A 14,759-nucleotide genomic window follows, 5' to 3' on the forward strand; every position below is an offset into this window, starting at 1 on the left:
GAACTTATCTTGGAACCAGAGGAAAACGCTGCGTGGCTTTAAGGTGGGATATGTGGTAACGAGTAGCAGTGATTTACCCGTGAGTGAAAGCCAGCCAAATATCGTGTTTATCCTTACTGATCAACAACGGTTAGATACCATCCACTCACTCGGCGCATCCCATATGGAGACGCCGAACCTCGACCGACTCGTCGAAGAAGGCGTGACATTCACCGACTGCCATATTACTGCGCCATTGTGTGTCCCCTCGCGAGCAAGCCTTTTCACCGGATACTATCCGCACACGACTGGTGTGTACTCGAATCAAGACTCATGGCAACACACATGGGTTGAGTCACTCTCAGCAAATGGCTACTATAGCGTGAACATCGGGAAGATGCATACATTGCCGTACGAGGCACCTGCAGGGTTCCACGAACGCTACGTCGTCGAAAACAAAGACCGATACTTAGCCGATATGCCAGACCTCCCCTCAGAGCGATTCTACTTCGACGAATGGGACAAGGCGTTGCGTGCACGCGGCCTGGTCAAACAACAGCGTGAATTCTACCGTAAGTGGAGCGACTACGAGAACCGGCTTGGCGCATACGAATGGGAACTCCCCGAAGATTCACATCCGGATATGTTTGTCGGCGACATGGCAACATGGTGGCTCGACGTAATGCCGAAACTCAACCGGCCACTCTTCATGCAAGTCGGCTTCCCAGGACCACACCCACCGTTCGACCCTATCCCACGGTACGCAGAACAGTATCTCGAAAAAGATCTTCCATTACCCGAGGTCTCCGATTCCGATTTGGCGAACCAGCCCCCGCCGTTACGTGCAAAGCGTGAATTCTACAGCGAAGTAGATTCGGACGCTATCGGTTATCCACTTGATCCGACCGAAGAGCAACTTCACCAGATGCGGGCATACTACTACGCGAACGTCAGTATGATCGATGAAAAGGTCGGTGAAATCCTTGACGCGCTCGAGGCCAACGGTTACACCGACGACACAATCGTCATTTTCGCCTCCGACCACGGTGAAGGGCTTGGCGATCACGGTCACATCCAGAAGCTGGCGATGTACGACGAGATAACTCGCGTCCCGGCAATCGTCTGGGCACCTGACCGGTTTGGAGGAGGCCGCCGAATCGAGGATCTCTGTCAGCTAATGGATTTGGGGCCGACGGTTCTCGACCTTGCAGACGTTCCGATTCCCGAGTCAATGGAAGCCGTGTCGGTCGTTCCAGCACTCGAAGGTGATGAATGGGATGGTCGAGAGTACGTGTTCACCGAACAGAGTCTCGACCTTGGATTCATGCGTGAAGGGATGGACGAGGGCCTCATGACGATGGTTCGTAGCGATGACTGGAAACTCATCCATTTCCTGGATGAATCCTACGGACAGTTGTTCGATTTGGACGAAACCCCCCATGAGGTGAATGACCGCTGGGATGACCCCGACGCCGCTGAAACAAAACAAGAGCTACTAGCAGTCCTCCGCAACTGGCGGATTCGAAGCGGCTACCAGACCCGAAACTGGACGCACGAATTAGGAGGATCTTGACGCCCAGGGTAGTGCAGTTATCACTGCATGACAGACGTCCTTGGAAGACGAACCGATCATTCCTCTGCTTCTTGCAGTGACTCGCGTAGTTCTCCTTTTGCGATTCGTTCAACGCCATCGATTGGCCGGAACGCTCCCCACTCAGGAACAGGTTCATTGCAATGTGGGCATTGGCGAACAACACGATCACGGTCGTGTTGGACATCCCAGTCTGTCACGTCTGATTCTGTCCCTTCCCACCCACAGTCACACTGCAACAGCATTTCTTGACGGCCGATTGCAACCCCGCGTTCTTGGGTCATAAGTCATGTACACGGCGAGAACGGGAGTATATGTTTGGGTGACGATTAGGAGACACCAGACAAGAAAACTACCCAGCGGTGCGGTGCCGTGGGAAGCCCCGTCGTTTACGACGGGGAGGAGGTCACTCTGGTGGGTTCCTCTCGATATGTGTTTGGTAGGCCGCTTTGACTGACGGCGGAGCTCGATAGTTTCGCCACTCTGCAAGTGCAGTCGTGAGGATGAAAAAAGCGAGACAAACTGCGGCTACTGTTTTCGAGTCACTAGGGTCAAGCCGGTCGAGTGTGCGATGGAACCAGAATAAATCCGCCCACTGTGAGGAATGGAACGCGTAGAATTGTCTCCTAGCAATCGGACTAACCCAATGAAAATCGGGGATCATTGCCCAGCTACCGCCTGCGAGGGTGACAGTACGTGGATACCAGATTGTGGGCACGAGAAAAGTGGCGAGAAGTGTCGTTATCGCCGCTCCAAATGCGAAGTGAGCGATTGCCATCGACATATAGTATTCCCATGGTTTCCACCGATCATAATGTTCGCGCTCGTGGGAGACCTCGTGGTTCGGTCGGCCGATAGCAGGTTAGGGTACAGTGGGCGATGCTCTGGCGATAGATGGCTTCTGGCGTATTCCTTCTCGATAACGGAGGAACTCGTTCAGCTACGTTCCAAAACCGCCAGTTGTCAATCAGCAGGAAAAGTTTCTTGTGGTACGTTATCGTCCATCGTATGGGGATGGGGAATGACACAGACACCAGACGCACGGGAACTATCCCGTCGTACGTACCTTAGTGGCGCAGCGAGCATCGCAGGCCTTGCTGGATTCGCCGGAGTGACCAGCGGACGCCAAGATGGCGAGACGATGGAAGTCCTTCACGGGTGGACTGGTGGTGATGGAAAAGCCGCTATCGACGCGCTCACACAGGGATTCCAAGAACAGTATCCAGACATAGATGCGGACTTCAACCCGGTAGGTGGCCAAGGGAACGTCCAGTTGAATACGCTTATCGTCCAGCGACTTTCGAACAACAATCCGCCGAGTTCGTGGGCCGCATGGCCAGGCGCACACCTGACGCAGTTCACCGAAGCCGACCTCCTTGGAGACATCAGTGACTCCGTCTGGGGCCAAAACAACATGGAAGAGGCCTACGTCCAGGAAGCCAAACAACTCTCACGGTTTGACGGCCAGTACGTGTGCGTCCCAATTGGCTCACACCGCATGAACAACCTCTTCTACAACATCGAGGTTGTCGAGCAGGCAGGTGTCGATCCAGCGCAACTGTCGTCGCCGAGTGAACTGACGGAGGCACTCGCACAAATCGAAGACCAAACCGACGCGGCTGGCATGGCTCAATCGATGACGAACGCGGTAACAATAATTCGACTGTGGGCCGCCACTATGCTTGGCAGTCAAGGCTTCCAAGCGTACATGGACCTTATCAACGGCAATGGCGATATCGACGCTGTCAGAGGCAGCCTGCAAGCCGTCAAAGACATCTCTGAGTACTTCAACGAAGATGCACCGTCGGTCGATCCGCCGGGCGCCATGGAACGCGTTGCAAACGGTAATGCAGCCGTCCTACAGGCTGGGAACTGGGCGGCTGGCTTCTTCAAAGGCCAAGACTTGACGTACAACGAAGATTGGGGGTGGGCTCCGTATCCCGGAACCGAGGGCATGTACGGACTCCACTTCGACGCCTTCGTCTACCCGAGAGATGGCCCTGCACCACAGGCGACACAACAGTGGCTTCGATACTGTGGCACGACGGAAGCACAGGTTGCGTTCAACACGCGCAAAGGATCGATTCCACCGCGTACGGACGCACCACAGGACGAGTTCGGTCCGTACCTACAGGAGACCATGGAAGACTACCGCTCGGCCGACCAGAAGCCACCGACCATCGCGGATGGTCTCGCCGTGCCGCCAGACACCCTGACGGACCTACAGAGTGTGTTCACTGACAACTTCATGGGACCCTACAACGTCGACGCGACTGCACAACAGATTATGGAGACAATCGGCTAATTTCCGCTTCTCTTTAGCATGACTCTCAGAGACTTCATCGCGAGGGTCAAACGAGCAGTTACTACTATCTATCGTCGCCAGCGGAAAGCGACTGACGGTGGCACGCTAACCAGCACTCGTTCGTCTCGAACACTACTTGGATCGATTCGTCATAACGAATTCATCCAGTCGATTCCGTTTCTGCTGCCGACGTTGGTGATGATCGGCTGGTTCATCTATGGTGCAATCATTTGGAACCTCGTCATTTCATTGACCGATTTCCAAGGTTTCGGCACACCGAGCTATGAGGAGTTAGACCTTGAACAGTACGTCCGCGCTATTCATGACCCCGGCCTGCTCGCCGCTGCTCGCAACACCTTCGTCTTACTCCTAGCCTTTACTGTCCTCTGTTTAGTTGTTGGCCTTGGGCTCGCAATCTTACTCGACCAAGAAATCAGGTTTCGAGGCACAATACGGCTCATCTATCTCTTTCCGTTTAGCCTCTCGTTCATCGTGACGGCTCAGGTCTGGCTCTGGCTGTACAACTACAGCAATGGGTTAGTGAACACCACAATTCGAGCGGTCGGCCTTCCAGCGCCCCATTGGATTGGGAATCCAAAAATCGTCCTTACAGCCATCATTATTGCGCTGGTATGGCAGTTCAGTGGCTACGCCATGGTCGTGTATTTGGCTGGCCTGCGCTCGATTCCAACGGCTCATTTCGAAGCTGCGAAAGTAGATGGGGCAAGCACAATCCGTATTTATCAGCGTATCATACTACCCCAACTCCGTGCCTCGACGGTGAGCGCGTCGGTGGTGCTCATGGTCTTCGCGCTGAAAGCCTTTGACTTCATTTATGCGTTGTTCGGCAGTTACCAGCCACAGAAAGGCGCAGACATACTTGCCACGAAGATGGTGCGGGAAGCGTTCCGCTCACAGGAATGGGCGTATGGGGCTGCAATCGCTATCATCCTCTTCCTGCTCGCAATGGCAGTGATTTCGCCGTATCTCTACTCACAATACCGGAGAGGAAAACTATGACGACAAAGAACGAACCGACACGACGCACACAGATTACGGATAGAGTCCAGTCCATCACCATTCGACGCACACTCCTGTACGTGACCCTCGGCGGACTCGCCGTTCTGTATTTGCTTCCATTGGAGGTCACGCTGCTGACCTCGCTCAAAACCAAACAGGCTGTTGTACAGACACTTCCCTTCATGCCACCGGGGTTCGACGGAGTGACCAGCCGGAACTGGGTCCAAGCTTTCGAGATACTTGAGAAAGGGTTAACCAACAGTCTCATACTTGTCACCCCCGTTGCAGTTATTTCTGCCATGATGGGCAGTATGGCAGCGTATGCGCTTACACATACAGACTGGCGTGGGCAAGTTCCAATCGTCGTATTAGTGATTGCAGCGGTGTTTCTCCCTACCCAAGCCGCAATTATCCCGCTATCGAAATTCTGGACAATTCATGCCCCCCTTGAAGAATTGCTAGCCCCACTCTGGCAGTTGCCGCTCTTGTACGACTATCATGGTGATCTTATCGCGTTGATTATCACTGATATCGCGTTCGGCCTACCAATTTGTACGGTGCTCTTTCGGTCGTACTATAAGGGGCTCTCCGAAGAGATGCTTGAAGCGGCTCGCATTGACGGTGCCAGCATGTTCGCGATTTATCGACGAATAGTCTTCCCGCTTTCAGCGCCGATGTTCGCCGTCACCCTCATCTACCAGTTCACCCAGACGTGGAACAGCTTCCTATTTCCGCTTATCATCATGACCAGTTCCAACCACCCAGCAGCACCAGTGACCCTCTCGTTGGCTGGGATTGGCGCTAGCCTTGAAGGAACAGACTACGGACTTCGCATGGCCGGGGCACTCTTGACGGCGCTCCCCACCCTCATCGTATTCCTGCTATTCGGTGAACGATTCGCCGAAGGAGTTGTTGGGCGAACATAAGTTCGTCCGCAGAACTCTCCATCAGTAGTCTCCAACGCCCTCTACGGTATAGACCAAGATGGAGTGCTAGTTACTCCGTTTCGGTCTCTGAGTCCTCGTAACGGTGTTTCCAATTGTCGATTGGTTGTTGACCCCCGTCAACGCGGAGTTCATGACCATTGATGTAGTCGCTAGCTGGCGAACAAAGGAACGCCACCGCATGGGCAATTTCCGTTGGGTCAGCAAATCGGCCAAGGGGATTCAACTCCGTGATTTGGTCACGAGTCTGCGGGTCGAATCCCTCAGTCATCCGTGTCTCGACCCAGCCAGGGGCAACGGCATTCACTCGAATCCCGTCACGGCCTAGTTCCAACGCAAGCGTTTTCGTCAAGCCAAGCACCCCAAACTTCGAGACGTCATACTGGGGTGACATCCCGATTCCGTTTTTCGTATGAATGGAGGTGACGTTCACGATTTTACCGTATCCTTGGCCGAGCATTCCATCAAGTGCGTGTGTACAACAGTGAATCGCGCTATAGAGATTCACCTCCATGTTCCGTTTCCAGACCTCCATTCCAGGCTTGTTCCGAAACCGATCTCCTTCTCCAATACCGGCATTATTCACAAGGAGGTCAACCGCACCGAATTGATCTTCTGCCTCCTCAAACATCGCTTGCACCTCTGCTTCGTCACTAACATCAGCAGTAATGACGGTCGCTTGGCCTCCGGCATTACGAACTGCCTCAGCCGTCTCTGAAGCCGGCTCCTGCTCGATATCGTTGACAATGACAGTCGCACCATTCTCGCCGAGTAGGTTTGCAATTGCGCGCCCGTTCCCTCGTCCGGCACCAGTAACTAGTGCAATTCGGTTATCCAGTTCGTAGTCCATACAGACAAGTCTCAACGTGACGTTCCTTGACCTCTTCTCCGTCGCACACGAACGCTTGCAGAACGAACGAGAATCTTATCATCGGCACTTTCTCAATTCCTCAGATGGTTCTGAGGGATGTTCTGTACTTCTCTGAGTGATTTCGACATTGAGGGAACCTATGCCAGTGTTAGTCACTAAGTGCCTTCCGGCCTTTCTCCGTAGGCCAATAGAGATTCGCTCGCTTGTCCTCGGGGTCGGGTTCCGCCGCAACTAGCTCCCGTCGTTTAAGACTTGCCAGCGTCTGGGAGAGGCGTGCTGTATCGATATCCTCGTCGTCGAATTCGCTTTGGAGTTCACTCGTTCGGACACGTTCTTCTTCGCTATCATGCATCTGTGACAGCACTTGAGCGGGAAGTGCATCACTTTGAAGCGATGGAATACTATCTGAGCTACCGTTAGAGGAGTCTGTAGCGGTCTCCCCATCGCTTGACTCTTCTAGTTCTTCGGATGGGCCCTGCTCACCAACGAATACCTCAAAGGGAATGTCGGACGATTCGGTTGTTGTGAGTTCAAGCCGGAATCCCGTGATTTCAGGGGCTGACTCGGAGAGTGTTGATATTACGCGGTTGAATGCAGTTTCAGTCGATTCGTTTTCTCCTTGGTATTCAAGCACAAGTGTGTTCGTCTCAGATTTTCCAACCATAGTGGCTCAAAATACGCCAGTGTATAAAAAACACACTAGTAGTTCACAATGAATTAATTCTAATATAACTATTTAGGTTGGTCCTACACGCTGTTTATATAATCCATACTTCATCTTAGTAGTAGAGGTCAGCTAATACAGGCTAATTCCCTTCCACGAATACTAACAACGAAATTAGGTGTTGTCAACTTCGATGAGAGTTTCAAGACCAGTTTCGAGTGAAACATTTGGAGAGTACTTGAGATGTTCTCGGGCTTTCGTAATGTCAGCACAACTGTGTTGGATATCACCGGGACGAGGATCAGTATGGACAATTTCTGACTCGGAATCAGCGACTTCATGGATCGACTCTGCAAGCTCCTGAATCGTAACGCTGGAACCAGTACCAATATTATAGGCTTCCCCAACGTGTGAGGTTGTTGCTGCCCGGAGGTTTGCTTGGACAATATCGTCGACGTGGACAAAATCCCGCGTCTGGGTGCCCTCTCCGTTCACAGTTATTGGGTTACCGTTCATCGCCTGTTCTTTGAAGATGCTGATTACGCCACTATAGTCACCCGCAGTTTGGCGAGGTCCATAGGCATTGAAGTACCGGAGTGCAACGGTCTCAACGCCATAGAGATTGTAGTACAGTCGCATGTAGTGGTCAAGTGAGAGTTTGTCGGCTCCGTACGGTGATGTCGGAGTCTTTGGAGCAGTTTCGGTAACTGGGACTGTCTGTGGCTCGCCATAGATGGCCGCACTTGAGGCAGCAACGACGCGTGCATCTTCCTCACGAGCATGCTCAAGAAGACTAATGGTTGCTTTAAGATTGATTGAGTGGCTCGTCTCAGGTTGTTCGATAGATTGTTGGACACTGACGAGAGCAGCCTGATGAAAGACGATATCAACGCCGCTCATCGCCGTTGCAAGTGTATCCTCATCACGGATATCACCCTCAATAATAGTTGCAGTAGCTGGCACATTAGTACGAGATCCAGTCGAGAAATCGTCTAAAATGCGGACATCGTTCTGTGCAGTTAGCGCATCAGCAATGTGGCTTCCGATGAATCCGCCACCACCGGTGACAAGAATCGTCTTTTCACTAATTACCGGGTCTACCATCTCAAGTGCACTCTTGTAGGATTATCTTTTATATTTACCTAAGCTGCTTCACTTGTCATCTTAATATTTTATATAAAAAGTATACAGGAGAGGTCACCTATTTCCCTATTATTGGGAATTTCTTGTGATTTTCCAAACCAACCGAACAGGACCGGAGGAGCACCCACGTAGATGAAGGCGAATACCTCCGACCTTGACCTGAGGAGTATACCCCTAGTCTGATTCCACCGCTAGAAACGAAGATTAAAGGGGGCCGAGTGAGAGGCCGTGTTATATTACTCATGGCAAACGACCACGACGTAACGGATACCCCCGTCCAGACACCGGGTCTGTATCTTCTCATTGCGTTCTGTCTCACCGCATACCGTATTATCTACACAATCGATCACTCTCTTCTTCACATCGGAGCTCTCCCGGAACTCCCGGCCGAATTCCAATAGCTCCGACCTTGAGCTTGTGGCATCTGAATATAGGTTAGAGCGTGGTCGAACTTGTGGATGACAGAATATCCCTCGACTCATTCTGGCTTTCGCTCAGGTACTGGGTCATGTTCGCGAGGAATTGTGGGGACCGCCACTAGAAAGTAGGATCCCTCTAGACGGGAATCGTACTATCTGCTGGAGGATTTGCCACCGTCAGCAGAGTCTAATTTTGGGCATGACTTCCAGAAGACGCTATGGAACACCAGTTAGGCACCTTCTAGTTTTCCTCCTCGACTGGCGTGCGTTCATCGAGCGCTTGGTGCGGTCGCTGAATGTTGTAGTAATGGATGAACGATGCAAGACACTGGCGGACGCTCTACCGACTGCCCACCCATGACTAATGGAAGCAGTTGATTCGTATCTTGAGGGTGTGAAACTATTTTTCGATGTGATTTCGGTCGGCGTAGTCGAGCCGGCCGCTCAATCCTAATCGAGAGAGGGCGGTCAGATAGCCAAAGCCATCGACCAGAAACACGGCTTATGAACAATCGTGTTTCTGGGCGAGGCCGTGGAGGAATGCAGCCGCCGGATCGGTGCCTCGCCGACCAAATATGGCGGCATCAAGCAGCAGCCTTGTGTCGAGGTCGATTGCAGCGTATGCCCAAGACCACTCCCCATTGATTCGGACAGCGGTCTCGACAACTGCGACCCGCGTCGGCTGCGCCGACGGCGGGTCAGAAACGCTGTCAGCCAGCCGATGTACCCAACTCCAGACAGCTCCATGCGTCCGTTCAACGCCGAAGAGCCCAAGAATCGTTGCTGTTTCCCTGAGCGAACACCCGGCATCGTGGAGGCGGACGGCGGACGCCTTGACGGGCGTCGCCGTCCGCTCGCGCTGCCAACATTCAAGAGTAGCGGTGTCTAACGCCTCTCTGAGCAGGTTAGTGGCTTGCAGAGGACACAATCGCTACAACCTACTCGCTTCTCAAACCGCGCTAACTAAACAGTGCCCCAATATCGAATAGGTCAGGAAACTCAAGTCTTTTCGCACAAAATTAGTTGGACCTTCACGCCAGAATGGGGTACTGTGTCGGCTGGATAAACTCGCACCCTCTCGTGATACATTCCGAATACGGTAGACGAGGCCTCTACCGGGACACCGCGAAACAGCTCATTCTCGTGCTTATCTACAAAGGCGGCTTTCCCGTGAAGACATGGAATAAGAGATACAGCAATCCGCTATCGGCAGTATGCTACTGATTCAACCGTCTTGTAAAGCCGTGTATGGAGACGGCGTCGGAGGCAATGACCGGTCTGGACAATCGACTACTTTACGCGACCGAACACGAGAAATAGCCGATAGTTAACGTTCTCACAACCAAATACCGGTTTGAGAGTGAAACTTGCCCGACCGAACCGCTTCAGAATTCGCGGCAGAAAGACACGGGATGAGGCGTTCAAATGGCCGTATTCAGTAACGGTGCTACTCATCGTATGCAGTGACCGTGCCTCTCCTCGGATGTCGATTCGCCTGCCTTAAAGTAGTGGTCAGCTCTTTTGTTGAACTCCTGTCCGAATCCAATTACTTCTGCACATACTTGTTACGATAACATGGTGTTCTCAGCCACTCTTGGTTGGAATTCGATGTGAGTGAAAACTGATGACGCCTCTCTGGTATGTGGTGACGAGAACTCGAACGCTTTGAGGTTACTCGACCTCGTTTCGATTCCGCGTTCCGTGTACCTCTGGCGCGGTCACTTCCGACTGGGATTCATTTCCATATGAACCGTCCCAAACTTGCATCGATCAGTAATTGGCTTCTTCGAAACATTCATTGAATTCAGTGATGCCAACACAATTATGCGAATTTTATACATCGACTGTGATTCGCTCCGCCCCGACCATCTCGGATGTTACGGCTACGACCGTAATACTTCGCCGAACATCGACCGTCTCGCGGACGGGGGGCTTCGGTTCACGAACTACTACGCGTCGGACGTACCCTGTCTCCCCTCGCGGACGGCCTTATTCACTGGTCGGTTCGGCATCCATACCGGGGTTGTCAACCATGGCGGTATCGCGGCAGATGTTCGTTCCAAGGGCCCGGACAGAGGAGAGGGGAACCGTGGTGAGTACCGGACGCTGATGACGGAACTTCGAAATAACGAGTATCACACCGCGTTCGTGAGCCCTTTCCCCCAACGCCACGCCGCATGGCACGTCCTCGACGGATTCGACGAGTGGCACGACACGAAGGGTGGCGGTACCGAACGCGCCGAGGTAGTCTATCCGTACGCCGAGGAGTGGTTGGAAGACAACGCGAGCGACGAAGACTGGTACCTCCACGTCAACTTCTGGGACCCACACACGAATTACGACACGCCGCTGGAGTACGGCAATCCCTTCGAGGACGACCCTGCCCCCGAATGGCTTACCGACGAACTAATCGAGGAGCAACGGCAAAGCTACGGGCCGCACAGTGCCCGCGACCTCCATCACGAGTACATGACCGGAAACGAGCCACCGGACCTCCCACGAACGCCCAACGAGATTCGGGATCGAGAGACCTTCAAGCAATGGGTAGACGGGTACGACACCGGCATCCGTTACATGGACGACTACATCGGGAAACTCCTCGACCTGCTCGCGACCGAGGGCGTCCTCGATGAGACACTCGTCATCGTCTCGGCCGACCACGGAGAGAACCAGGGCGAACTCAACGTCTACGGTGACCACCAACTTGCGGACGAGTGGACGTGTCGCGTCCCGCTCATCATGTCAGGGCCCGAGGTGGAACCGGGTGTCGACGACGGCCTCCACTACAACGTCGACTTACCCCCGACGCTGACAGAACTAGTCCGTGGTGAGGTCCCCAACGGGTGGGACGGTCGATCGTTCGCCAGCACAATCACTGACAGTGTCGATACAGGCCGTGACTTCCTCGTACTCAGCCAAGGAACGTGGTCCTGTCAGCGAGCGGTGCGATGGAAGGACTGGCTACTCCTGCAGACGTACCACGACGGCTGGCGCGAATTCGAACCGCTGATGCTGTTCGACCTCGGCGACGACCCTCACGAGACGACGAATCTGGTCGAAACGCACCCCCAAGTCGCCGAACGTGGCCTCTCGTTGCTCCAACGATGGCATAGTACGCGAATGATTGAAAACGCGACCGGTGAGGCCGGTGGGACTTCCGGCTCCCCACAGGGACTCGCCGACCCCCTCTTGGAAGTCATCCGGGAGGGATTACCGTTCTACCAGCGCGGAAACCGAGAAGCGTACGTGAACCGCCTCCGCGAGACGGGTCGCGAGGAGCACGCGAAAACGGTCGAACGTGGTACGAGTGTTCGCAATCGGACGGACGCTCTGTACCCCGACCGGACCTGACGGGAGGAGGTAAATCGAGGGTTTGAGTCGGATATTTTCGTCGAAGACATTTCCGTCCGTGGTCTCAGAACGTCGGTGACTCGAAACGGTCATGAAACCTGCCGTCGCGCTTCTAGCGGTCGTCGAAGTACGTCCCGAACTCATTCGCCAGAGGAGGGATGTGGACCAACAGTCGGCAAGGCCGTTCGGAACGGTCGGGTCGAGAACTATGGCCCAGCAGTATGTGGAACGGTAGTCGACTATCGTTTAGACCTATGTGAGGATTTTGCCGACACATTCATTTTTAATTCGAGTCTTCCAGTAACCAACGAACAGGATGGATTATCGAACCCTCGGGTCGACCGGCATCAAGGTATCCGAACTCTGTCTCGGGACGTGGCGGTTCGGCAAGGAGACGAACGGCGTCGTCGAAACCGACCGCGAACGAGCACACGAACTGTTGACTGCGGCGTGGGAGCGCGGTATCAACTTCATCGACACCGCCAACGTCTATGGTGACCCGAACGGAACGAGCGAGGAATTTATCGGCGATTGGCTGCAGGACTACGCCCGCGAGGACTTCGTCCTCGCCTCGAAGGCGTACTTCCCCTTCGACGAAACGAATCCGAACGGTCGGGGACTGTCACGCAAGCACATTCGCGCCCAAATCGAGGGGACCCTCGAACGTCTCGGTACCGACTATCTCGACGTGTACTACATCCACCGATGGGACGACGAGACGCCTATCAGAGAGACGCTTCGAACCCTTACCGAACTCGTTCGCGATGGGAAGATCAATTATCTCGGCGCGAGTTCTATGGCCGCGTGGAAGCTAACGAAAGCCCTCTGGCAAAGTGACGTTGAGGGTCTCGAACGCTTCGAGGTGACCCAACCTCGCTTTAATCCGACGTTCCGTGACGAGGTAGCGGACTATCTCGACGTCTGTGCCGACCAAGACCTCGCCGTCTGTCCGTACTCTCCGCTCGAAAGCGGCTTCTTGACGGGGAAGTACGACCGTGATGGCAGTACACCCGACGGGTCGCGCGGTGACCTCCTCGCGTGGGACAATCACTTCTCCGAACAGCAGTGGCGTGTTCTCGAAGCCGTCCAATCTGTGGCCGGCGAACTTGACGCAACGCCAGCACAGGTCACGCTTCGGTGGCTACTCGCCCGGAATCGCTTCACCTGCATCCCGATTATCGGCGCTCGGACTGTCGATCAACTCGACGACAACACCCGTGTTAGCGACGTTTCGCTCTCGGATTACCACGTCGAGCAAATCGACCGGGCCTATCACGGCGAGTAATTTCGCGTAGTCTATAGCGCCCGATATTCATTCCTGGCGCGTACTCTCTTCCCTTCACCCGATTTCTGACCGAGTATCCGGTGATAGGTATCAGACGTTCACGGCGTCCGGGCTGTTCCACGGGTATGTGGATGCCGGCCGACGACTGAGATTCGCCGCTTCCGATCATTTCTGGCATTACGGCAACGACTGCAACACTTCGCCGAACTGTGGCCACCTCGTGGACCCGTTCGAGACTGAGAGACACCCTCGCGTGACGGTCTGGGGCCGTTCGTCCAGAACCGCGACTACGTCGGCCGTGAACTGCAAACGGACCCGAGGGTCGGTATTCCGAGACGACATCTCCGTATGGATACTCGATATTTGGAGTCGCTCGGAGCGACGTGACGGACCGACGTCTAGCCCTTACGGGCCGACGCCGTAACCGAGTAGATTTGACTGCTCCGCAGTAACTATTGGTCGTCCGTCCGACGTAGTAGCAATGCCAACGAAACTTTCAGTGCTCGCTATCGGTGGAAACAGATTTCCGTTTCATCGGTTCGACGAGTCAGGACCGCTGCTCGCGAACGCGCTCGACAACGACTCCATCGAGGTCACCCTTACGACGGGCCGCGACGTACTGACTGACCTCTCGGGATACGACGTCGTCCTCGATTACTTGACTGACAGCACGCTCGAGGACGAACAGCGAGACGGATTGCTGTCGTTCGTCCGGAACGGCGGCGGTTACGTCGGAGTCCACTGCGCGGCCGACCTGACGACCACGGCGGCCGACGGCCAGGACGAACTCATCGACGGTCGTGACGCCCCGTTTCCCGAACTCCGGAACCTGTTAGGTGGCCACTTCGTCACCCATCCCGAGCAGACGGCCTTCGACGTTCGTATCGTGGACAGCTACCATCCAATATCCGCTTCGCTCAGCGATATACGGGTCTGGGACGAGCCATACGTCCTCAACGTCGACGTGGACGACGTTCGCGTCCTCGCCCGAATGGACCATCCCGAATATGCGGACATGCCGGTCGCGTGGGTACGGGAGTTTTATGACGGGCGCGTATTCTACAGCTCGCTCGGGCACGGCGAACCGGCATTGAGCAACGTGGGCGTCCGCGAGTTACTTCGGCGTGCCGTACGCTGGGCCGGTGGGCGTTGAGCCTACGAATCACGACGTTCGTTCGAGTTGTCTA

At 54.4% G+C, this 14,759-nt stretch carries 10 protein-coding genes and 1 pseudogene; 7 read left to right on the forward strand and 4 right to left on the reverse strand.

Annotated features, from left to right (window positions below; all coding sequences use genetic code 11):
- Positions 1-103: 103 nt before the first annotated feature.
- The 4 genes from E2484_RS07110 (at position 104) to E2484_RS07130 (ending at position 5,821) form a co-directional block, all read left to right on the forward strand.
- Complete coding sequence (locus tag E2484_RS07110; protein ID WP_321112440.1) at positions 104-1,552, forward strand: sulfatase family protein; 1,449 nt, start codon at positions 104-106, stop codon at positions 1,550-1,552.
- 1,159 nt (positions 1,553-2,711) lie between these two features.
- On the forward strand, positions 2,712-3,875 hold the full coding sequence (locus E2484_RS07120) for an ABC transporter substrate-binding protein (protein WP_170977261.1): 1,164 nt from the start codon (positions 2,712-2,714) through the stop codon (positions 3,873-3,875).
- An 18-nt stretch (positions 3,876-3,893) separates the two neighbouring features.
- Positions 3,894-4,895 carry a carbohydrate ABC transporter permease gene (locus E2484_RS07125; RefSeq protein WP_137284523.1) on the forward strand — a complete coding sequence of 334 codons (1,002 nt, stop codon included), beginning with the start codon at positions 3,894-3,896 and terminating at the stop codon, positions 4,893-4,895.
- Positions 4,892-5,821, forward strand: a complete 930-nt coding sequence (locus tag E2484_RS07130; protein WP_137284524.1) for a carbohydrate ABC transporter permease — start codon at positions 4,892-4,894, stop codon at positions 5,819-5,821. Before E2484_RS07125 ends, E2484_RS07130 begins: the two co-directional genes overlap by 4 nt.
- Positions 5,822-5,891: 70 nt before the next feature.
- On the opposite strand, the gene E2484_RS07135 is transcribed toward E2484_RS07130, so the two are convergent.
- The 4 genes and pseudogenes from E2484_RS07135 to E2484_RS07150 form a co-directional block, all read right to left on the reverse strand.
- Positions 5,892-6,689: an SDR family NAD(P)-dependent oxidoreductase gene (locus E2484_RS07135; protein WP_137284525.1), complete on the reverse strand. Its 798-nt coding sequence runs from the start codon at positions 6,687-6,689 to the stop codon at positions 5,892-5,894.
- 169 nt (positions 6,690-6,858) lie between these two features.
- The gene (locus E2484_RS07140; protein ID WP_137284526.1) at positions 6,859-7,374 is read right to left on the reverse strand and encodes a MarR family winged helix-turn-helix transcriptional regulator; all 516 of its coding nucleotides are present in this window, start codon (positions 7,372-7,374) and stop codon (positions 6,859-6,861) included.
- A 174-nt stretch (positions 7,375-7,548) separates the two neighbouring features.
- Positions 7,549-8,478: an NAD-dependent epimerase/dehydratase family protein gene (locus E2484_RS07145; protein WP_137284527.1), complete on the reverse strand. Its 930-nt coding sequence runs from the start codon at positions 8,476-8,478 to the stop codon at positions 7,549-7,551.
- A 699-nt stretch (positions 8,479-9,177) separates the two neighbouring features.
- Positions 9,178-9,855 (reverse strand): annotated as a pseudogene (locus E2484_RS07150) (IS6 family transposase).
- 905 nt (positions 9,856-10,760) lie between these two features.
- Here E2484_RS07150 and E2484_RS07155 point away from each other — a divergent pair.
- The 3 genes from E2484_RS07155 to E2484_RS07165 all read left to right on the forward strand — a co-directional run bounded on the left by E2484_RS07155 (position 10,761) and on the right by E2484_RS07165 (position 14,725).
- A complete protein-coding gene (locus tag E2484_RS07155; RefSeq protein WP_137284528.1) occupies positions 10,761-12,287 on the forward strand; it encodes a sulfatase in 1,527 nt (508 codons plus the stop codon).
- A 316-nt stretch (positions 12,288-12,603) separates the two neighbouring features.
- The gene (locus tag E2484_RS07160; RefSeq protein WP_137284529.1) at positions 12,604-13,572 is read left to right on the forward strand and encodes an aldo/keto reductase; all 969 of its coding nucleotides are present in this window, start codon (positions 12,604-12,606) and stop codon (positions 13,570-13,572) included.
- A 481-nt stretch (positions 13,573-14,053) separates the two neighbouring features.
- On the forward strand, positions 14,054-14,725 hold the full coding sequence (locus E2484_RS07165; RefSeq protein WP_137284530.1) for a ThuA domain-containing protein: 672 nt from the start codon (positions 14,054-14,056) through the stop codon (positions 14,723-14,725).
- The last annotated feature ends 34 nt before the right edge of the window (positions 14,726-14,759 follow it).

Origin of the sequence: Halorussus salinisoli (assembly GCA_005239435.1) — an archaeon.
Lineage (GTDB): Archaea > Halobacteriota > Halobacteria > Halobacteriales > Haladaptataceae > Halorussus > Halorussus salinisoli.